Below are 20748 nucleotides of genomic sequence, written 5' to 3' on the forward strand. Positions count from 1 at the left end.
TATTTTAATCCCAATTAGAATATCGAAGGATATTTCTGAGGGTTTGTTTCATTAAACATTGCGTAGATCTTTTCTACCATATCGTCTGTAGATGGCTTGCTGAAATAATCTCCATCACTTGCATAGGCAGGTCTGTGATCATTTGCAGAGATTGTCAACGGATCTGAATCCAGATATCTGAAAGCTTTTTGCTTTTCAAGAATCTGCTGTAGGATAAATCCTGTTGTCCCTCCTTCCACATCTTCGTCAATCACTACTAATCTGTTCGTTTTCTTAACGCTTTCAGCAATTTCGTGAGATAAATCGAAAGGAATTAATGACTGGATATCGATAACTTCTGCAGAAATTCCTAGTTTTTCTAATTCATTAGCAGCTTCAGTTACCACTCTCCATGTAGAACCATAAGTAACTAATGTAACGTCTTTTCCTTCTTTTGTAACTTCGATTTTACCTACAGGCACAGTGAATTCACCTAGGTTATCAGGTTGTTTTTCTTTTAATCTGTAACCGTTCAGACATTCTACAATGATTGCCGGTTCGTCTGCCTGAAGCATTGTGTTATAGAAACCAGCTGCTTTAGTTAAACTTCTTGGAACCAATACTAAAATACCTTTTGAAAGGTTAAGAATTCCTGCCATTGGAGAACCTGAGTGCCAGATTCCTTCTAATCTGTGACCTCTTGTTCTGATGATCAATGGAGCTTTCTGACCTCCTTTAGTTCTGTAATGTACGGTTGCCAAATCATCACTCATACCCTGTAAACAGTAAAGAACATAATCCAGATACTGGATTTCAGCGATAGGTTTTAACCCTCTCATTGCCATACCAATCCCCTGTCCAAGAATTGTAGCTTCACGAATTCCTGTATCAGCAATACGTAAAGCACCGTATTTTTCCTGCATTCCTTCCAATCCTTGGTTTACGTCACCGATGTTTCCGGTATCTTCACCAAAAATTAATGTTTCAGGATATTTTTCAAAGATTTTATCAAAGTTATTTCTGATTACAACTCTTCCGTCTACATCTTCAGAACTGTCAGAGTATACAGGCTTAATTTCCTGAATATTTTCAGCTTTCCATTCAGATTGAGAGTATAGGTGAGATGAGTAGTTGTCTTTTTCTACTTCTGCTACTTCATTGTACTTCTGCATCAATTGGTTTCTCTCTGCAGAGTTTGTTCCTCTTGTAGCCAATAAAGCTTTTCTTGCTAAATGGAATACATCTTTCTTAGCTTTTGAAACTAATTTATTGAAATGAGTAATATAAGTTTCTACTTCAGCATTCTGCCCTTTAAGGTTTTCTACTAGAGGTAGAATAGACTGAACTAAATCCTTGATTGCGTTCTGATAATTATCCCAAGCTGCTTTCTGCCCTGTCTTAGCTTTCTTTTTTGCTTCTTCATCAATTGCATCTAATTCTTCGGTAGTAGCAATAACTTCTTCTTTTCCTTCAATTTCGATAGAATAGTTAAGAATCCACTCCCTGAATTTCACTAATCCATCAAACTCGGCTTCCCAAGTAAGACGTGCTTCATTTTTATATCTTTCGTGAGATCCTGATGTAGAGTGCCCTTGAGGTTGAGTAACATCTATTACATGAACCACTACAGGAACGCTTTCTGTTCTTGCAAAATGCTCTGCTTTAGCATAGGCATCTAATAATGCAGGATAATCCCAAGCTTTCACCTGAATAATCTCACATCCTTGGTTTTCTCCTTCTTTTCTTTGGAAACCGCTTAACATTTCGCTGATATCAGCTTTTGCTCTCTGGTTTTTTGTAGGAACTGAAATTCCATATCCATCATCCCAGATTGAAACGATCATAGGAACCTGAAGCGCACATGCTGCGTTTAATGTTTCCCAGAAATGACCTTCTGCTGTAGATGCATCCCCAATGGTTCCGAAAGCAATTTCATTACCCTCTTTTGAGAATTTTTCTGAACCGTCAAATTTCACACTTTTATAAATGGTAGATGCTTGAGCTAATCCTAATAACCTTGGCATTTGCCCTGCTGTAGGAGAAATATCTGAAGAAATATTCTTCTGTGCTGTAAGATCTTTCCAACTTCCGTCTTCATTTAAACTTCTTGTTGCGAAGTGTCCATTCATCTGTCTTCCAGCTGAAGCAGGTTCTCTTTCCACGCTTGTATCTGCATACATCTGCGCAAAGAAACTTTCTACTGTTAAGGCATCTATTGCTAATGCAAAAGTCTGGTCTCTATAATACCCTGAACGGAAGTCTCCATTTCTGAAAACCTTCGCCATTGCCAGCTGAGGAAGCTCCTTACCATCCCCAAAAATTCCGAATTTAGCTTTTCCGGTAAGTACTTCTCTCCTTCCGAGATAAGACATTTCACGAGAAATCCTTCCTAACTTGTAATCTTCAAGTATCTGATTTTTAAAATCTTGAAAGGATATTTGCTGTGTTTCAATATAGGTTGTTTGCATAGCTAAGTAAAAAAGTTTTTATTCTTCAAGTATTTTGCTAATATACAATTTTTAAATTAATTTTAATTTTTAATAATCTTTTTTAAAAATTTGATAATAAAAAAAATTGTAAAGATGGAAAAGAAATCACCTCATATACTGAACGCATCTAGTAATCTTTTAGGGTTTTCATTGATTATTATTACTTCTCTGAAAATCACTAAAATCAGCCGCAATACGTATTTAGACGAATTTGCAGGTCTTGCCTGCCTTCTTTTTGCATGCAGCTGCTTTTTTTCGTTCCTGGCTATCAGAACGAGAAATAAAAAGCGGGAATACACGTTTGAGACTATTGCGGATTATTTATTTTTAATCGCTTTATTTTGTATAGTCCTAGCTGTTATTATTGTAACCCTTAAAATTATTTAATTTAAAATTTTCGCTCAATTACATAATCCAGCATAATATGTAAAGATCTCCTTGCTTCAGAATCGGGAAATTCATTAAGAATATCCTTTGCTTTCTGCTGAAAATCTTTCATCACTGTAATCGCGTATTCCAAGCCACCGGAATTTTTAACAAATTCTATCAGTTCTTTTACTCTTTTGGGATTGTTATTATAACGCTTGATGGTATCAAAATAGTATTTTCTGTTCTTTTCATCCGCTACTTTCAAGGTATGAATTAAAGGCAGTGTCATTTTCTGTTCTTTAATATCAATTCCTACGGGTTTACCAATCACATTGGAACTTAAGTAATCGAAAAGGTCATCCTTAATCTGGAAAGCCATTCCTGTATAGGTTCCGAAATCTAACATTTTTTTAGCAAGAACTTCATCTGTACTGTTGGAAAGAACTCCAATTTCACAGCACGCAGCAATTAAAGTTGCTGTTTTTTGCCGAATAATTTCATAGTAAACATCTTCCGTTATATCTAATTTTCTGGCTTTCTCCAATTGAAGAAGCTCCCCTTCGGACATTTCACGGATTGTTCTTGAAATCACTCCAAGCAAGTCATAATCTTTATGGTCTGTAGACAATAAGACTGATTTTGATAAAAGGTAATCTCCTACCAAAACCGCAATTTTATTCTTCCATAACGCATTAATGGAGAAAAAATTACGACGCTTAAAACTTTCATCTACTACATCATCATGTACTAATGTAGCGGTATGAATTAATTCTATCATAGAAGCTCCACGATAGGTCTTTTCTGTAACATCTCCTACCAACTTGGCACAAAGAAATACAAACATAGGACGCATCTGTTTCCCTTTAGTAGTAACAATAAAACGAGTTACCTTGTCTAACAAAGGGACTTTACTCTGCATCGATTCATAAAACTTTTGCTCGAAAAGTTTCATTTCCTCATTGATCGGTTGCTTGATTTCTTCTACGGTATTTGCCACAATCTGCGAATGCTGGATGAATAATTATTAATTCTCACAAAGATAATTTTTTTCACTCAATTTTAAGAAAAATTAATCCTTGAGTTGCTCTTTTGGAACAAAATAAAGTGATGGCTTTGTACTACCCAACGGAGATTTGAACTTTTCTCCGGATAGATATATTCCGGTTTCATCTACAGCAACACCCTCAATCTGCCCTATTGACAAGGAACTTCCCAAGTAATAATGCTTTGGTCTTTCTTTAAAGAATATTCCCGGTTCGGTTTCAGTAAAAACATCTAAAAAGACTTCTGTCTTCTTGGTATACCCAACTAAATAGAGTTTTTTCTCAAAATAGGCAGCATCGGTTACCATAAAATTCGTTTTATAGGTTTCTGCTTTTACAGCATCCTGTTTTTCATTTAATTCAGGGTTTATTACGTAATGTACAGTTGCTTTTGAAGCCCATTCTTTTGTGAAAAGATGAAGTTTTCCGTTGGTATAAACCATGGCCTCCGCATCATAATCTGTATTAAAGTAGGTGGATTTATAATCAGTTTGTTCCGGATAATGAAATTTAATTTCCTTGACTTGCCCATTTTGTAGGCTGTCTCCCTGAAAAGGAACTTTATAAATGGTAAGATGTCTTCTGCTTCCGTCATTGTTTCCAAAGTCTCCTATATAAAAATGAGTTCCATCATTCGTCAAGGCTTCCCAATCAGTATTTCTGGCATTCACTTTTAGAGTCTTTACTACTTCTCCTGAAGTTTTATTGATTTCAAACAGTTCTGGAGCATTTCCACTATCATTAAAGGTGTACAATTTTCCATTAAAGAAATTCAATCCGGAAGTCTCCTGAATTTTATTATCCAAATAGTTGATTCTATATTTTTTTATTTTCAGGAAATCCGCCTGTTGAGAAAATGCAGTTTGAAAGGCAAGAAAAGCCAATAACAGAAGTGTTCTTTTCATAAGGTAAAATTATGAGTTTTATTTTTAAATAAGGAGATTTCGAGGGAGATTGTGCTTGATGATATTAGATTTGAATCAGAACAGATGAACAATTTTTGCAATTCCATCCGTTTAGGCTCTCAACTCTATTGCCTTTCATCATTTCTAATCCCTATACAGCAGAAAAACGAGCTTAAAAGCCCGTCTCTCCTATAGATTTTATTGATTTTTAATTTTAAATTAAGCAGTTTTCTGCTCTTTCAGGTTTTTCTCTTGTTCTTTTCTCGCCTGTTTTGCAAAGTATTCTTTCTGATATTGTCTCACCGTCTTCCCGGTACCATCATGTCTCCATCCTGGAGAATTGAAAATATAGTTGACTCTATCAGTAAATTTTAATCCAGGTTGCTTAATATCTTTCCAGATCTTTCTCCATTCATAAAAGAGAACGGTATCAGGTCTGTTGTCCGGCATTTTTGGATAGATTCCATATTTCACAGGAATATTGGGGTCTTCTTTTTGGAAAGTTCCGAATATTTTATCCCAGATAATCAAACACATACCCATATTTTTATCTAGATACTTAATGTTACAAGCATGATGTACACGGTGGTGAGAGGGTGTTACTAAAACATATTCTAAAACCCCCATGCTCTTCACAGTTTGTGTATGCACCCATGTTCCATACACCTGTCCTATTGCATAGGCAACCATAATGTGCCAAGGACTAAATCCTAAAAATGCCAATGGAGAGAAGTATAGGTATCTGTAAAGCGGTTGTAATACCGGACTTCTGAATCCTGTTGTAAGGTTAAAGTATTCTGAACTATGGTGAGTAATATGAACAGCCCAAAATGCTCTGGAACGATGATCCACATAATGTAGGACATAGTAGGCAAAATCTGTAACAACAAAACAAGCCAACAGGTACCAAATGCTAAGATCCCATGAAAAAAGTTTGTGATTATAAAAGAAAAACATCACCCCCATGGCAAATGTCTTCATAATAAGATCAAGACCAAAATTCATCAACGCCAGGTAAACGTTTGTTGCAAGATCTTTTCCATTATATAATTTCGCCTCTGAAACGTGGCTGTAAATCATTTCAGCTAAAATAACAATAGCAAATAACGGAACTGACCATGCATATACATGTTCTAAACCATTCTCGCTCATTAAACTCTCCATCATCACAAAAAATTTGTGCAAAGGTAGGGCTTTCGGTTATGTCTTAAGGAAAGGTTAAGGTCTTTTTAAGGAAATTTTAATCGGTGGTTTTGTTTGCTAATTGTCCGCAAGCAGCATCAATATCTCCTCCACGACTTCTTCTGACCATTACTGTAATTCCAGCATTTTCAAGCTGACGGATATAATTCTCCTCTGCTTGTTTGTTGCACTGGTCATACTTTCCATCACCAATCGGGTTGTATTGAATAAGGTTTACCTTACAAGGAACCTGTTTGCAGTACTTTATTAAAGCTTTAATATCTTCATCCCCATCATTAATTCCTTTCCATACACAGTATTCAAAAGTGATCACTGAGCCGGTTTTCTGATACCAGTACTGAAGCGATTCCATGATGTCTGTCAATGGAAATTTATCTGAGAAAGGCATGATCTCATTACGTTTTACTTCGATGGCTGAGTGAAGGGACAATGCCAGTTTCACACGGAGTTCATCATCAGCAAGCATTTTGATCATTTTTGGAATTCCGGATGTAGAAACGGTAATTCTTCTTGGAGACATTCCCAAGCCCTCAGGTTGGGTAATTTTTCTAATCGCTTCCACTACATTTTTGTAGTTCATCATTGGTTCTCCCATGCCCATGAATACGATATTAGAAAGCGGTCTGTCAAAATACATTCTGCTTTGGCTGTCAATAAGCGCAACCTGATCTACAATTTCAGCAACTTCAAGATTTCTCATTCTTTTTAGTCTTGCTGTAGCACAGAATTCGCAGTTTAGTGAGCAGCCTACCTGTGAAGATACACAAGCAGTAGTTCTTGTTTCTGTTGGGATAAGAACTGATTCTACTAACAGTCCGTCGTGAAGTTTCACTCCATTTTTAATGGTTCCGTCAGAACTTTTTTGAAGAAGATCTACAGAAACGGGATTAATGGTATATTCTTCAGCGATTCTTTCACGAAGAGGTTTCGAAAGATTCGTCATTTCATCAATCGAATGGAGGTTTTTACTCCATAGCCAATCATAGACCTGTTTCGCACGAAACGGCTTTTCTCCTAAAGACACAAAGTAATCTTTAAGCTGATCTAGAGATAATATACGGATATCTTTCATTTATTGTAAAAGTATAATGTAAAATGTACAAAGTAATAAACCGACGTATTTATTATATTAATTAAAAAACACATTGGACTTTGTACATTCTACATCAATACATAATTTATAGAATTAACATTGCGTCACCGTAAGAATAGAATTTATACTTTTCTTTTACGGCTTCTTCATAAGCTTGCATGATAAAGTCTCTTCCTGCAAATGCTGCAATCATCATGATCAATGTAGACTTCGGTGTATGGAAGTTTGTGATCATTGTGTTAGCTACTCCGAAATCGTGAGGTGGATAAATGAATTTATTTGTCCAACCATTGAAAGCAGAGATTTTTTTGTTTGAAGAAACAGAAGTTTCCAAAGCTCTCATTGTTGTAGTACCTACTGCACAAACTCTTCTGTGAGATTCTACTGCATTGTTGATAATAGCAGCATTTTTCTCATCAATGATGATCTCTTCAGATTCCATTTTGTGCTTAGAAAGATCTTCTACCTCAATTGGGTTGAAAGTTCCTAATCCTACGTGAAGTGTAACCTCAGCAAAATCAATCCCTTTGATCTCCAATTTTTTCATTAAGTGTCTAGAGAAGTGAAGACCAGCTGTAGGTGCAGCAACTGCCCCTTCCACTTTAGCGTAGATCGTCTGGTATCTTTCTGCATCTTCAGGCTCTACTGCTCTTTTGATATATTTTGGAAGTGGAGTTTCTCCTAATTCCTTTAATTTAGTTCTGAATTCATCGTAAGAACCGTCGAATAAGAATCTTAATGTTCTTCCTCTTGAAGTTGTATTATCGATAACCTCAGCTACCAAAGATTCATCTTCAGTGAAGAATAATTTGTTACCAATTCTGATTTTTCTTGCCGGATCTACCAAAACATCCCAAACTCTGGTTTCCTTATCAAGCTCTCTTAAAAGGAAAACCTCGATTTTAGCACCTGTTTTTTCTTTATTTCCATAAAGACGTGCAGGAAAAACCTTAGTATTGTTGAAGATAAACAAATCTTTCTCATCAAAATAATCCACTACATCCTTGAATAATTTGTGCTCGATAGTTTGTGTTTTTCTATCAAGAACCATTAATCTAGCTTCGTCTCTGTGCTCTGATGGATGTTCTGCTAATAATTCCTCAGGAAGATCAAAATTAAAATCTGATGTTTTCATTTTTTAAATTACGGTTTAAAAATTATTGAAATTACAAGGTGTAATTTTCGGAGTGCAAATATACGACATTGAATACCCCTTTGTCAAGTATTATTTACAATCAAATGTAAAACACTGACTACGCGGGAGTTTTTTAGACAAAAAAAGATTATTTTAGTCCCAAATTAAAAATAAGTTGGTTGAATCTGTAAGCAAAATTTACTTTATAGATATTCTCCACACCAACAGACATAAAATCATAACTATGAGCAAATATTCAATTGAAGCATTCATTAACGAAACAAAGGAGAATCCGCAACAAAGAGATTATTTCGAGCTGGAAACGAAACACCTTTTAGAAATCAACCTGAATAATCAGGCTGTATGGACAAAAAGAGGAAGCATGGTAAGCTATGTTGGAAATATTAATTTTGAAAGACAAGGAATGTTGTCAGGCGGTATCGGTAACCTTTTGAAAAAAGCAATCAGCGGAGAAGGTAGTAAACTGATGAAAGCCGAAGGAACCGGAAAGCTGTATGTTGCAGATTCTGGTAAGAAAGTACGTATTCTTTACTTGAACAATGAATCTGTCTGCGTGAACGGCAATGATGTTTTAGCCCATGAGCAAAGTGTAAAAAGTGATATCACGATGCTTAAAAGCATTGCAGGAATGATGTCTGGCGGCCTTTTTCAGGTAAAGCTTTCCGGAACCGGTCACATCGCCATCACTACTCACGGCGATCCTCTCACCTTGCTGGTAACTCCGGATACTCCCGTTTTCACAGATCCTAATGCCACTGTTGCATGGTCCGGAAATCTAAGCCCAGAACTTAAAACCAACGTTTCTTTTAAAAGCCTGATTGGAAGAGGAAGTGGTGAAGAGTTTCAAATGAAATTTTCAGGACACGGATGGGTTCTGATCCAGCCTTATGAAGAGGTTTATCTTATGGAGAAATAAGCATAAGTAGTATAATATAAAATGGCTGTCTTGGATTCTTCCGAGACAGTTTTTTTTTAAGAAGTTAGAGAATATAAGACTTGGAAATTATCCCATCTAAAACAAAATGACTCTTCAACACTCCCTCCCTCTCTAAATCTATCCCACTCAACAGCTCCCATTCCATCGTTGTTTGCAAAAGTTTTAATATATTTAGAAAAAAAATAGATGGACAATAGTACTTCCCGCAGAAGCTTTATCAAAACAGCAGCTTTAGCAAGTTTTGGGGCATTGGTTTTACCTAATTCCTTATTTGCCTATTCAAATGATTTTAAAACAGATAAAAAGGTCCGTGTTGGCTTCATTGGTGTAGGTCTTCGCGGGCAGGAGCATGTCAAATTACTGGCAAAGCGTAATGATGTAGAGATTGTAGCATTTGCAGATCCAGATAAGAGAATGCTGGCTGCTTCTCAAAAAATACTAAAAGACAATAATAAATCAGCTGCCCAGGAGTTTTCAAACGGTGAGTATGACTATAGAAGTCTTTTAAAATTAAAAACAATAGATGCTGTTGTTATTGCTACTCCATGGGAATGGCATCTTACCCAAGGTGTAGAAGCTATGCGTGCTAAAAAGATAGTTGGCATGGAGGTTTCCGGAGCTATAAAGCTTCAGGACTGTTGGGAATTTGTGAAGGTGTATGAAGAAACTAAGGTTCCTATTTTCATGATGGAAAACGTATGCTACCGAAGAGATATCATGGCTATCCTGAATATGGTTCGTAAGGGCATGTTTGGAGAATTGGTTCATGGAAGAGGCGGTTATCAGCATGATTTAAGAGGTGTCCTTTTCAACGATGGAGTTACGCCTTACAATTCCGGAGCTGAATTTGGTGAAAAAGGTTTCAGTGAAGCTAAGTGGAGAACCGATCATTATGTAAAACGCAACGGAGAACTTTATCCTACACATGGGCTAGGTCCGGTTGCCATGATGATGGATATCAACCGTGGAAACCGCTTAACAAGGCTCTCCTCGTTCTCATCCAAATCTGTAGGATTGCATAAATATGTTGTAGAACATGCTAAGGGCGGAGAAAATCATCCGAGTGCTAAAGTAAAATTCAATCAGGGAGATATCGTCACCACACAGATTGCCTGTGAAAATGGAGAAACCATACTCTTAACACATGACACCAGCTTGCAGAGACCTTATGATTTAGGATTCCGGGTGCAGGGAACAGAGGGATTATGGCAGGATTTCGGGTGGGGAGATTTCAACCAGGGAAATATTTATTTTGAAAAAACAATGAACCATAGTCACCGTTGGGATAATACGGAAAAATGGATGAAAGAATATGACCACCCCATGTGGAAGAGGTTTGAAAATACAGCTGCCGGTGCCGGGCATGGCGGAATGGATTTCTTTGTAATGAACACTTTTATTGAATGTATCAAACGAAATATAGAATTCCCAATGGATGTTTATGATCTTGCTTTATGGTACTCCATTACTCCATTGAGTGAAGAGTCTATTGCCAAGGGAGGACAGGTTGTTGATATTCCTGATTTTACTAACGGAAAATGGAAAACCCGTAAACCTGTATTTGGAATGACCGATGAATTCTAAAAAGACATTACTCATATTAGCAGGTGGATTGGGAAGCCGTTACAAAGGTCTTAAGCAAGTGGATGGAATACTCGATAATGGTTCGCCGATTTTGGAGTATTCTATCTATGATGCGCTGGAGGCCGGTTTCTCTAAGGTAGTTATTATTGTCAATCAATTAATTCCTCAAAGTTACATTGAACGGCTCAATGCAATATCTGAAGCAAAAGGTTTCGAACTTCATTGGGTATATCAGGAAATGAACAGCATTCCGATACAGGATTTTGATTACTCAGAACGTCAGAAACCTTGGGGTACAGGACACGCAGTTCTTTGTGCAAAAGAAGTAGTACAGGAGCCTTTTGTAATGATTAATGCAGATGATTTTTATGGCAAAGAAGCTTATCAACTGGCTTCAAAAGAAATAGATCTTCATCATATTTCAGATTTACAATTGGGGATGGCGGCTTATCCCGTAAGCACTACTTTGAGTGGCAACGGAACTGTTGCAAGAGGAATATGTACCTTAGATTCTGAAAACTTTTTGATAAAGGTAGAGGAACAAACATCTATTCAAAGGATAAACGATGCAATCATTTATACTGAAAACGGGGAAAGCATAGAAATTGCTCCTGACACCTTGGTTTCCATGAATTTTTTCATCTTTCATCCGAGTGTTTTCGCTTCATTGGAAGATTATTTTTATGATTTCATAACATCAAAACCTACGATAACCCAAGAGTTTTATATTCCCTCTGCTGTACAGAGAATGATTGATGAAAAAAGAGCTAAAGTAATGGTTAAGGCATCTCCGTCCCAATGGATGGGAGTAACCTACGCGGATGATAAAAAGAATATCAAGGATTTTCTGACATCCGAAATTCAAAAAAACAGATATCCTGAAGATTTATGGAATTAAAAGACATTATCATTCAATTTATTGGCACCGAAAATTGCATAATCTCTCCCATCAACAACGGGTTGATTAATACAACTTATCTTGTAGAAAATAAGGAAAACGAAGAAAAGTTTATTCTGCAAAAGATCAATCATCATGTTTTCAAACAACCGGAGATTATCATCAACAATCACTTAGCCGTTAACCAACTTCTTCAAAATAGCAAGTATCCATTACTCTTCATCAAACCCATTTCATCTTCCATCGGAAACTTCATTGTAAAAGATGATAATATGGAATCATGGAGAATGACCGGTTTTATAGAGGATACCAAAACTTTCTTTAAAATACCGGATTCCGCCACAGCTTATGCATCAGCAAAGGCAATAGGATGCTTTCTCAACGCGATTAATACCAGTACTCTACCAGATATCCAAACACCGATTCCTGATTTTATCAATTTTGAAAAAAGAATTTCAGATTATAAAGATTCTTTACATGGAGCTGACCGTACTTTACTAAATAATGCTTCTGCTGAAATTGAAGCTACCAACCAGCTACTATCACTGCCACAACGATGGATTGATATGGAAAAAAGTCATTTGCTTCCCAAAAGGATTATTCATGGAGATCCTAATGTAAGAAATATCCTTTTCAAAGAATCCAGACCTTTGGCTATTATTGATCTGGATACTGTAATGATCTCTACGTTGTTGTATGACTTTGGAGATATAGCCAGATCTTATACCAATACCACTAATGAAGATGATGGAACTGTTACAGAAAATTTCAATGCTGAAATATATCAGGCCGTAAAAGAAGGCTTTTTATTTGACTTAAAAGAAAAACTGGTTTCTGAAGAAATTGAAAATCTCGATTATGCAGCACAGGTTGTAATCTACATTCAGGCAGTACGTTTTCTGACAGATTATCTGAACGGAAGCACCTATTATTCTACTACATATGCTGAACATAATCTGGATAGAACAAGAAATCAGCTGGAGTTATTGAAAGGATTGAAAAAGTATTTAAAAATTGATTAAATTACAAAAGGTACAAAAGTTTTTTTTAAACACTTTAGTTATATTAAGTTACAGAATTCATGTATAATAAGTACCCGTAAGCTTTTCAGAACCTCTGATTTTCTTCTTAAGTGAACTTATTTATATTGTGTCATTTTGGAAAAAAATTCATTTCAAAAATTCAAGGATTTTCTTCCATTCTTCAAACTTTCTCTCAAAGGAAATGGTATGGAGTGGACTTGTAGACGGCAGTAAAAAAACAGGCAGTTTGTAGTTTTTTCCTAAAAGCTTTAGTAAGTTTTTATAGGATTTCCCTCCGTTACTGAAAATCGCTTTTATATTAGGATGTTCATCTAGCAGTTCACCAATTTGATTGGCTTCTTCATTTTTAATTTCAGAATCCAGGCTTCCTTTTCTTTCACAGGAATCAATGACATCCCAAAGGGCAATATGATGTTTCTTTAATACTTCCAGTCTTTTGCTATAATCTTCAGTAAATTCCTCATTCAGTAATTCCAAGATAATTTTCCAGAATTTATTTTGGGGATGGGCATAATATTGTTGCTTTTCCAATGATTTTACTCCCGGAATGGAGCCTAGAATTAAAATTTCAGACTGATCATCAATATGCGGTGGAAATGAGGAAATACGGTTTTGCATATTCAAATATATACATTTTGGCTAAAGCCATTGGAACTTTTTATAATAAAAAAAGCGGGCTAAAGCCCGCTTCTATTGATGTTCAGAATTAAAATTTGTTCTTTAATTCCTATAAAGTTTCTTTCAACCAGTCGAAGAATTCTCTCTGCCATACCAATCCGTTTTGTGGATGAAGTACCCAGTGATTTTCATTCGGGAAGTAAACCAATTTAGATTTTAATCCTCTTAATTTCGCTGCCTGGAAAGCTTCTTGTCCTTGCTCGTAAGGTACACGGAAATCAATTCCTCCCTGAACAATCATGATTGGCTTATTCCATTTTTCTACGAAGTTGCTTGGGTTAAACTCTGTATACGCTTTTGGCTGTGGTTTTTCCCATGGTGAACCAATGTCCCAGTTCGCAAACCAAAGTTCTTCAGTTGTTAGATACCAAGATTTCATATCAAATAATCCATCATGTGCAATGAATGTTTTGAATCTGTTTTCATGAATTCCGGCTAGCATAAATACGCTATATCCTCCGTAGCTTGCTCCAACAGCTGCCACTCTCTCTCCGTCTACATACGGTAATGTCTTTGCATAATCTGTTGCTGCAAGATAATCTCTCATGGGTTGTCCCCCCCAATCTTTTGAAATCTCTTCATTCCATTTTGTACCCCAGCCCGGCATACCTCTTCTGTTTGGAGCCACTACAATGTAATCGTTTGCTGTCATTAAAGCAAAGTTCCATCTTACGCTGAAATATTGTGTTAATGCAGACTGTGGTCCTCCCTGGCAGTATACCAATGTTGGATATTTCTTATTCGGATCAAAGTTTGGTGGATAATGGAACCATACCCCCATTTCTTTACCATCCGAAGTTTTTACCATTTTAAGTTCAGATTTTCCTTGAGCCAGCTTAGCATAAGCATCTTTATTGGCTTCGGTAACCTGCTTCATTTCTCCATTTTTAAGGTTTACAGAGAAAAGTTCTGTAGCATGGTTCACATCTGTTCTTCCTACTAAAAGTGAAGTTTTATTATCTGTAAAGATCTCATTAACGTCAAAATCCCCTTTAGTGATCTGCTGTACCTTTCCAGATTTAGAATCTAATGAGAAAAGCTGCTTTGTTCCTCTGTACGCTGCTGTAAAATAGATTGTTTTAGAATCTGCACCCCAAAGCACATCTCCTGAAACGCTGTCATCCCAAGCTGCAGTAAGATTAGTTGTCTTTCCAGACTTCCAGTCCATGATTTTTACATCATTTTTGTCAGCTTCATAACCATCTCTGGCCATACTTTGCCAAACCAATGATTTGCCATCCGGGCTGAATTTAGGATTAACATCGTAACCTTTGTTAGCTTCCGTTAGATTTTTAGTGGTACCCGTTGCCATATCATAGGCAAAAATATCAGTATTGGTACTTGTAGCATACTCCTTACCACTTTTAGGCTTTGTAACATATAAAAGCTGTGCAGAATCCGGACTCCAGATGAAATCCTCAGCACCTCCGAAAGGTCTTTGCGGAGAATCCCATGTTTTACCTTCTAACAGATCTTTAGCAACCTCTACTTTATCTGAAGTGTTCACAACAAATACGTGGTTGTATTTCCCTTCATTAAAGTAATCCCAGTGTCTGTGATTCAGGTCTGTATATACCTGAGCCGTAGTTTTAGGAGTATCACTGTATTTATCCTTGCCCATTAGTTTCTCTACCAAAACCTGCTTACTGAAAGCAATTCTCTTTCCATCAGGAGAAATAACTACATTGTCAGCTTCACCAATAGTGTAGAATTCAGCCCATGTTTTTCCGGCATCTTTTGAAAGATAGATTTTATCTCCTTCTTGCGCATAGATTCCGTTTTTATCCCATTGAATCAGGGCTTTTTTACCAAAATCAATTTTGGAAGACTGATTATTAAGAACATTCAGAAAGTAGTTCTCGTTTTTTGTTTTTTCGGTTTTCAGATCTACTTGTCCTACTTTATAGATAAGAGAAGCCTGATCCGGAGAAACTGCCTGCACTCCTACTTTTTTCAAAGTCCAAAGAATTTCAGGCGTCATTACTTGTTGTGCATTCATTAAAAGCGGAGCTGCCAGAGCCAGCAGACTGTACTTGAGTTTCATATGTTGATATTCATTTTTTAGCGGAATTATGAATTCTACAGATTTCAGCAATTCCTTTTATTAAATTCAAAGATTGCCAAAGTTAATATTTAAAATAAAAATTACCGAAAGAATTAACACTAAAGTTGATATTGTAAGGTAAAATAGTAAAGAAGACAAATAAAGTGGAGAAAGTTGATATGAGAAATTGAAAAAAGCACATAAAGTAAACTTGTAAATTTATCTTTACTTAAACTATCCTCTTCTAATCTCACAAATTCCAATATATTTTATACTTCCCCTCAAACTTTCTTGTTTTTCAACAAAAAAGCCCGTCAGTACGATACCAACGGGCTTTTTATTTTTATTTTCAAATCAATTACTCTCCATCTGAGAACATTGAGTTCGCCAGAGAGGTAACAATTGACAATAAGATACTAAAGATAAATGCCCACCAGAAGCCATCTACCACCATACTGTCTATAAAGTAATCAGCAATCAGGACAATCCCTGCGTTAATTACCAAAGCAAAGAATCCTAATGTAAGAATGGTAAGCGGAAGTCCAAAAAGGCTTAGGATAGGTTTTACAAATATGTTTAAAACCCCAAGTACAATAGCAAAGATAATTGCTGATGAAAACCCTTCAAAATGTACTCCCGGTAAAATTTTAGTTAAAAGATAGGCAACTATTGCAGTTACAAACAATCGGATAATTAAATTCATTTCTTATTTTTTTTAATAGTTATGGGGTGTATGGAGCAAAAGCCATTCCATTTCGAATAAAAAGATTTCATTAAAACTCTTTATTTAGGGAATATTTTACTCAGCATATATTGTTATCTTATTTTCATCATGGTCACCAATGACGTTGCCACATGGCTCTCAAAATCCGAGTTTTCATTCCGAATATAGATCTCTGTTCTTATCACACTTATTTTTGTTCCACCTTTGATGACATAAGACTTTGAAACCAGAGCATCTCCCATTGCCGGGCGCAGATAGTTTACTTTTAGCTCAACAGTTACCACGTAGCAATCTTCTGCATAATGACTCACAGCTGCATATCCTGAGGAAACATCTACCAAAGAAGCAATCATTGCTCCGTTAAACATTCCTGCTTTTCTGGTCATCATTTCCATCTTAGGAATTTTGATGGATACGAAATCAGTGTCCACTTCCAATAGCTTTGCTTTGTAGAATTTCAATGTTTCTGAACGGTCGAAGCTGTCTGTAATGAGTTTTCTCTTTTCTGGTGTCATGAATTTTATTTTTAAACAAAGGTAAGCTCTACGGCATTTTTATCTCAATTATATTTAGAAATTTAAACAAAAGATTCCAAAAAAGAGCCGTTAACAACTGGTGAAAACGACTCTTTATCTGCGCTTTTAAACGCTATCTCAAACTAACGATAACTTTTCATGAGTATTTGAAGTTTTCAGATGATGATCTTCCTTGATCATATCTGCTGCTTTTTCTCCTATCATAATTGCGGGTGCATTGGTATTCCCGGAAACCACATCCGGCATAATGGAAGCATCGGCTACACGAAGTCCTTTCACACCATATACTTTTAATCTCGGATCAACAACTGAATGGCTGTCTATTCCCATTTTACAGGTTCCGGTCATGTGATGGTAAGTAGAACATGACTTTTTGATATAATCGATTACTTCTTCTTTGGTTTTTCCCTCTCCTGGGTAGATTTCACCATCATTCCACTCTTTCATGGCTTCTGTTCTCCCCATTTCACGACAGATTTCAACACAACGGTAAAGAGCTTCCAGATCGGATTCCTCAGAAAGATACATGGGATTGATTTCCAGCGGTGAGGCAGGATCAGAAGATGTCAGTTTAATATATCCCTTACTTGCGGGTCTGATAAATCCGGCACAGAATGTGAACGCATTTTCCGGCCCTGTAAACCCGGGGCTGTAATAAGGAAGTCCCATAAATAATGGCTGCAGATCAGGGAAAACCATTTCTTCTTTACTTTTCCAGAATAGCTGAGCTTCCAGTAAATTGGCTTCAGGGGCAGGAATTTCTTTTTTAGCTTTAAAAATAACACTCGTCAGAAGATGATCCTGAAGATTTTTGCCCACTCCTTTCAAATCTTTGATTACTGAAATACCCACGGATTCCAACTCTTCTTTATCTCCAATTCCTGAAATCATCAAAAGTTTGGCAGATTCTATGGTTCCACAGGATACAATAACTTCTTTGTCTGCTTTTGCTTCCAGTACTTGTCCATTTCTGATATACTGAACTCCTACACATTGATCTTCTTCAAAAATTAATTTTTGGGCCAGAGCATCGGTTTGAATATCTAAATTCGGGCGGGATTTAACGGGATCTAAAAATGCTTTTGCCGTAGAACATCTTTTACCATCTTTTCCTACACTGAGGTGATTAAGTCCTGCTCCCCAGATTTCTTTATTAAAATCATCGGTTAAGGGATATCCTAATTCTTTGCATGCATCAATTGCACTTATTGAGATTGTATTTGGACGCTTAATCCTGCTTACAAAAAGAGGTCCTTCTCCTCCATGAATTTTGTCTTCACCATCTTCGTGAGTTTCTGATTTTTTAAAATAAGGCAAAATACTTTCCCAGTCCCAGCCCACACATCCATTATACGCCCAGTGGTCATAATCCTGTTGATGTCCTCTTATGTAGATCATTCCGTTGATTGAGCTTGAACCACCCAGTGTTTTACCACGGGGCCAATATCTGGTATTTCCTCCTGCGTTTTCCTGAGCAACGGTATGATACGCCCAATCTCTTTCTGTATTCCATATGGCAGGCCAACCAGACTGCTCCTGAACTTCAGAAACCTGATCATCCGGCCCTGCTTCCAGCAATAGTACATTTATATTTTCATTTTCACTTAATCTATTGGCTACTACAGCGCCTGCCGAACCTGATCCGACAACTATAAAATCGTATTTCATAAGTTTTAATTTGATTTGTTACTTTTTGATACTGATCACTTTAGGAACTGTTACAGCTTTCAACCCTTCGATTCCGAATTCTACGCCGTAACCGGACTGTTTTGCTCCTCCAAACGGTACAAAAGGGTGAATAGCACCATGCTGATTGATCCAAACTGTTCCAGCCTCGAGTTGTGCAGCAACTTTCTGAGCCTGTTCAGAATCATCGCTCCATACCGAAGCTCCCAATCCATTCTCAGAATCATTGGCTTTGATGATGGCTTCTTCTAATGTTTTATATTTGATAATAGGTAAAACCGGCCCGAATTGTTCTTCGTCTACGATTCTATCTCCATTATCAACGTTCCCAAGAAGCATTATCGGGATGAAATACCCGTCCAGATCCGGCTTTTGTCCTTTAAATCTGAAGTCCGCACCAATATTTTCAGAATCACGGATGAGATCCTGAATTTTATCATACTGCATCTTATTCTGTATTGGCCCCAAAACATTGGTTTCCTCTGCCCCATTCCCCATTGGAATATGAGAAGAGTATTCAGCCAAAGCATTCATCACTTTTTCATAGTCATCCTCATGTACATACAGTCTTTTTAAGCAGGCACAGGTTTGACCCATATTCAAAAAAGCACCCCAGAAAAGATTCTCCACGTGTTTTGCCACATCAAGTCCGGGTACAATAATCCCGGCATCATTACCTCCGCACTCCAACGTTAGACGTGCCATATTTTTAACGGAAGATTCAATGATTTTTTTTCCTGTAGCAATAGAACCTGTAAACATAATTTTACCAATTTCCGGATGTCCTGTAAGATAAGCGCCCACTTCACCTTTTCCCGTAACCACTTGTAAAATATCTTCAGGAAGTACGGTATTGATTACTTTTATCATCTCCAGACTGCAGAACGTAGTATATTCCGATGGTTTTATAATAACAGCATTTCCCATTCTAAGGGACGGAATAATCTGCCAGATAGCGATCATCAAAGGCCAGTTCCAAGGGGCTATTGCCGCTACAATTCCAATTGGATTTCTGTACAGAATATCTTTTCGGGTTTCGTCTTCAAAAACAATTTCTTCAGGTAAGTCAAGGGATGCAGGAACCTGCGTCCAGCCTACACAAGCCTGCATTTCAAAGTTGGCTCCCGGGCCACTAAGAGGTTTTCCTTGTTCTCGTGTAATCCATTCTGCCAGATATTTTGAATTGCTTTGCAGAGCTTCTGCTACTTTTAATAAAATCTGTTTTCTTTCTTCATCCGGTCTTGCTGACCATAGTTTTTGGGCTTTTTTTGCTTTTTCAATTTTAACCTCTATTTCTTCAACTGAAGTATTGGCTACTTCCCCAATAATCTCTAAAGTAGATGGGTTTAATGATAAAAAAGCAGTATCTACAGTATGGGATTTTTCTACGAATGATGTATTTTCCATTGTTCTAAATTATTTTGTATTTTACATAGCTCGAAAATGACAAAAACATGATATAAATCATTTGCTTATTCTCTATATTTTTTAACCTAAACTCTATGCTATAATGGAAAAGATCGAAGAAAGAACTGTTTTCAGTATTCCTTTCGGAGAATTGAATGTATTCGAAACGAATGTAGTATGCCATGATTTTCCTTTCTTTTTTGAAAAACCGGTCATCACTCTTATGTTGAGTGGCAATAAGATTATTCGTAGTGAGGAAGAAACTTTTGAGTTTAACGAAAGAAGTGTATTCATCCCTCCTTGTAATAAAGAACTGAGTATAGACATTCATCCAGCTTTCCGTGAGCCTACAAAATGTCTGGTATTAAATATAGAACAAGAATATATTGACAACGTTTTTTCCGAAGTTATCGAGAACTGGCATCCTGATTGGGACAGAACAGGAATTATGATGAAAGAGAATGCTGTGAAAAAATTTGTAAGCTCTGATGAGTCTTTATGGAGAAGTCTTACAAATCTTTATAACAGAAGAATAGACGACAGCATGTATGGAACATCGGATTTTTTGTTGAGTCTAAATCTTAAAGAGCTGATTTATGAACTGATGAAAACCAACGCAAAACATATCCTGCTGCATACCCATAAAGCAGAGAGTATGCAGAACGGTCTTCAGGAAGTGGTTTATTTCATCAAGCAAAATTACAGAGAACCTATTACGATCAAAAAGCTGGCACAGATAGCAGGCATGAGTGAAGCAAATCTGTTCAAAAAATTTAAGCATTCTTACAACTGTACCCCGGTAGAGTATATTATTCAATTAAGGATAGAGCATGCTAAACAGCTACTGATCACCAATCCGGAAATTGGCATTAAAAACATATGCTTTGAATCCGGATTCAATACTTTGGAATATTTTTACAGAAAATTCACTCAGATCACCGGAAAATCTCCGAAGAAATTTAAAATAAACTAAA

General features: G+C 36.7%; 17 protein-coding genes. 5 read left to right on the forward strand and 12 right to left on the reverse strand.

The features are described from left to right. Window positions 1-14 precede the first annotated feature (14 nt). From C1638_RS03895 to queA, 6 genes are all read right to left on the reverse strand, one after another. Window positions 15-2447 (reverse strand): alpha-ketoacid dehydrogenase subunit alpha/beta, encoded by a 2433-nt coding sequence (locus C1638_RS03895; protein WP_109618365.1) that lies wholly within the window; start codon window positions 2445-2447, stop codon window positions 15-17. 409 nt (window positions 2448-2856) lie between these two features. Further along, the gene (locus C1638_RS03905) at window positions 2857-3834 is read right to left on the reverse strand and encodes a polyprenyl synthetase family protein (protein ID WP_109618369.1); all 978 of its coding nucleotides are present in this window, start codon (window positions 3832-3834) and stop codon (window positions 2857-2859) included. Between the two features lie 72 nt (window positions 3835-3906). Then, window positions 3907-4785, reverse strand: coding sequence for a hypothetical protein (locus C1638_RS03910; RefSeq protein WP_109618371.1), 879 nt, complete (start codon window positions 4783-4785; stop codon window positions 3907-3909). 219 nt (window positions 4786-5004) lie between these two features. Continuing rightward, window positions 5005-5949 carry a sterol desaturase family protein gene (locus tag C1638_RS03915; RefSeq protein WP_109619075.1) on the reverse strand — a complete coding sequence of 315 codons (945 nt, stop codon included), beginning with the start codon at window positions 5947-5949 and terminating at the stop codon, window positions 5005-5007. Between the two features lie 76 nt (window positions 5950-6025). Beyond that, complete coding sequence (gene rlmN / locus C1638_RS03920; protein WP_109618373.1) at window positions 6026-7060, reverse strand: dual-specificity RNA methyltransferase RlmN; 1035 nt, start codon at window positions 7058-7060, stop codon at window positions 6026-6028. A 106-nt stretch (window positions 7061-7166) separates the two neighbouring features. Then, window positions 7167-8216 carry a tRNA preQ1(34) S-adenosylmethionine ribosyltransferase-isomerase QueA gene (gene queA, locus C1638_RS03925; protein ID WP_109618375.1) on the reverse strand — a complete coding sequence of 350 codons (1050 nt, stop codon included), beginning with the start codon at window positions 8214-8216 and terminating at the stop codon, window positions 7167-7169. Window positions 8217-8460: 244 nt separating this feature from the next. Between queA and C1638_RS03930 the strand changes: the two genes are divergently transcribed. From C1638_RS03930 to C1638_RS03945, 4 genes are all read left to right on the forward strand, one after another. Beyond that, window positions 8461-9153, forward strand: coding sequence for an AIM24 family protein (locus tag C1638_RS03930; protein ID WP_109618377.1), 693 nt, complete (start codon window positions 8461-8463; stop codon window positions 9151-9153). Window positions 9154-9360: 207 nt separating this feature from the next. After that, window positions 9361-10758: a Gfo/Idh/MocA family protein gene (locus C1638_RS03935; protein ID WP_109618379.1), complete on the forward strand. Its 1398-nt coding sequence runs from the start codon at window positions 9361-9363 to the stop codon at window positions 10756-10758. Further along, on the forward strand, window positions 10748-11656 hold the full coding sequence (locus C1638_RS03940; protein WP_109618381.1) for a sugar phosphate nucleotidyltransferase: 909 nt from the start codon (window positions 10748-10750) through the stop codon (window positions 11654-11656). The genes C1638_RS03935 and C1638_RS03940 overlap by 11 nt, the downstream gene beginning before the upstream one ends. Then, the gene (locus C1638_RS03945) at window positions 11647-12678 is read left to right on the forward strand and encodes a phosphotransferase enzyme family protein (protein ID WP_109618383.1); all 1032 of its coding nucleotides are present in this window, start codon (window positions 11647-11649) and stop codon (window positions 12676-12678) included. The genes C1638_RS03940 and C1638_RS03945 overlap by 10 nt, the downstream gene beginning before the upstream one ends. Window positions 12679-12825: 147 nt before the next feature. Here the strand turns inward: C1638_RS03945 and C1638_RS03950 are convergent, their stop codons facing one another. The 6 genes from C1638_RS03950 to C1638_RS03975 all read right to left on the reverse strand — a co-directional run bounded on the left by C1638_RS03950 (window position 12826) and on the right by C1638_RS03975 (window position 19774). Further along, on the reverse strand, window positions 12826-13317 hold the full coding sequence (locus C1638_RS03950) for a DNA-deoxyinosine glycosylase (RefSeq protein WP_109618385.1): 492 nt from the start codon (window positions 13315-13317) through the stop codon (window positions 12826-12828). Window positions 13318-13426: 109 nt separating this feature from the next. Beyond that, window positions 13427-15421, reverse strand: coding sequence for a S9 family peptidase (locus C1638_RS03955; protein WP_109619077.1), 1995 nt, complete (start codon window positions 15419-15421; stop codon window positions 13427-13429). Between the two features lie 358 nt (window positions 15422-15779). Next, window positions 15780-16124, reverse strand: a complete 345-nt coding sequence (locus C1638_RS03960) for a phage holin family protein (protein ID WP_109618386.1) — start codon at window positions 16122-16124, stop codon at window positions 15780-15782. Window positions 16125-16237: 113 nt separating this feature from the next. After that, window positions 16238-16660, reverse strand: a complete 423-nt coding sequence (locus tag C1638_RS03965) for a PaaI family thioesterase (RefSeq protein ID WP_109618389.1) — start codon at window positions 16658-16660, stop codon at window positions 16238-16240. Window positions 16661-16798: 138 nt separating this feature from the next. Then, on the reverse strand, window positions 16799-18349 hold the full coding sequence (locus tag C1638_RS03970; RefSeq protein WP_109618391.1) for a GMC family oxidoreductase: 1551 nt from the start codon (window positions 18347-18349) through the stop codon (window positions 16799-16801). An 18-nt stretch (window positions 18350-18367) separates the two neighbouring features. Continuing rightward, window positions 18368-19774, reverse strand: coding sequence for an aldehyde dehydrogenase family protein (locus C1638_RS03975; protein ID WP_109618393.1), 1407 nt, complete (start codon window positions 19772-19774; stop codon window positions 18368-18370). A gap of 103 nt (window positions 19775-19877) precedes the next feature. Here C1638_RS03975 and C1638_RS03980 point away from each other — a divergent pair, with 103 nt between their 5' ends. Next, window positions 19878-20747 (forward strand): helix-turn-helix domain-containing protein, encoded by an 870-nt coding sequence (locus C1638_RS03980; RefSeq protein ID WP_109618395.1) that lies wholly within the window; start codon window positions 19878-19880, stop codon window positions 20745-20747. The last annotated feature ends 1 nt before the right edge of the window (window position 20748 follow it).

Origin of the sequence: Chryseobacterium oncorhynchi (genome assembly GCF_002899895.1) — a bacterium.
Taxonomy (GTDB): domain Bacteria; phylum Bacteroidota; class Bacteroidia; order Flavobacteriales; family Weeksellaceae; genus Chryseobacterium; species Chryseobacterium oncorhynchi.

Bases quoted from the DNA above. Each gene is read 5' to 3' on its own strand.
- C1638_RS03970 (WP_109618391.1), bottom strand. From the start codon at position 18,349: ATGAAATACGATTTTATAGTTGTCGGATCAGGTTCGGCAGGCGCTGTA.
- C1638_RS03935 (WP_109618379.1), top strand. From the start codon at position 9,361: ATGGACAATAGTACTTCCCGCAGAAGCTTTATCAAAACAGCAGCTTTA.
- queA (WP_109618375.1), bottom strand. From the start codon at position 8,216: ATGAAAACATCAGATTTTAATTTTGATCTTCCTGAGGAATTATTAGCA.
- C1638_RS03950 (WP_109618385.1), bottom strand. From the start codon at position 13,317: ATGCAAAACCGTATTTCCTCATTTCCACCGCATATTGATGATCAGTCT.
- rlmN (WP_109618373.1), bottom strand. From the start codon at position 7,060: ATGAAAGATATCCGTATATTATCTCTAGATCAGCTTAAAGATTACTTT.
- C1638_RS03980 (WP_109618395.1), top strand. From the start codon at position 19,878: ATGGAAAAGATCGAAGAAAGAACTGTTTTCAGTATTCCTTTCGGAGAA.
- C1638_RS03910 (WP_109618371.1), bottom strand. From the start codon at position 4,785: ATGAAAAGAACACTTCTGTTATTGGCTTTTCTTGCCTTTCAAACTGCA.
- C1638_RS03930 (WP_109618377.1), top strand. From the start codon at position 8,461: ATGAGCAAATATTCAATTGAAGCATTCATTAACGAAACAAAGGAGAAT.
- C1638_RS03960 (WP_109618386.1), bottom strand. From the start codon at position 16,124: ATGAATTTAATTATCCGATTGTTTGTAACTGCAATAGTTGCCTATCTT.
- C1638_RS03955 (WP_109619077.1), bottom strand. From the start codon at position 15,421: ATGAAACTCAAGTACAGTCTGCTGGCTCTGGCAGCTCCGCTTTTAATG.
- C1638_RS03965 (WP_109618389.1), bottom strand. From the start codon at position 16,660: ATGACACCAGAAAAGAGAAAACTCATTACAGACAGCTTCGACCGTTCA.
- C1638_RS03940 (WP_109618381.1), top strand. From the start codon at position 10,748: ATGAATTCTAAAAAGACATTACTCATATTAGCAGGTGGATTGGGAAGC.
- C1638_RS03895 (WP_109618365.1), bottom strand. From the start codon at position 2,447: ATGCAAACAACCTATATTGAAACACAGCAAATATCCTTTCAAGATTTT.
- C1638_RS03945 (WP_109618383.1), top strand. From the start codon at position 11,647: ATGGAATTAAAAGACATTATCATTCAATTTATTGGCACCGAAAATTGC.
- C1638_RS03975 (WP_109618393.1), bottom strand. From the start codon at position 19,774: ATGGAAAATACATCATTCGTAGAAAAATCCCATACTGTAGATACTGCT.
- C1638_RS03915 (WP_109619075.1), bottom strand. From the start codon at position 5,949: ATGGAGAGTTTAATGAGCGAGAATGGTTTAGAACATGTATATGCATGG.